Raw genomic sequence first — 292 nt, forward strand, 5'->3', positions numbered from 1 at the left:
CGGCGTGACCCAGGCCGCCAACACCGAGATCGTCATTACGGCGGCGCAGCTGGCGCAGACCAGCTACATCGCGGGCAGCGGCACCGATCATCTTTATGTTCGCGCCTTCGACGGCTCGTCCTGGAGCACCTGGCAAGCATTCACGGCGGGTCCGACCCCGCCGGTGGTGACCGCAGCCAACGTGGCCTTGGCTGTCGGGCAGAGCCGCGCCGCCTCGGGACTATTTACCGCCAGCGATGCGGATGGCGAAGGCATTACCCAGTACGGCTTGTGGGACACGGAAGGCAGCGGG

The 292-nt window shown here is 67.1% G+C and carries 1 pseudogene; it reads left to right on the forward strand.

Annotation, left to right across the window (positions count from 1 at the left end):
* Window positions 1-292, forward strand: a pseudogene (locus tag XH88_RS25590) (hypothetical protein); the annotation flags it as partial.

This window comes from Bradyrhizobium sp. CCBAU 51627, from assembly GCF_028128765.1.
Lineage (GTDB): Bacteria > Pseudomonadota > Alphaproteobacteria > Rhizobiales > Xanthobacteraceae > Bradyrhizobium.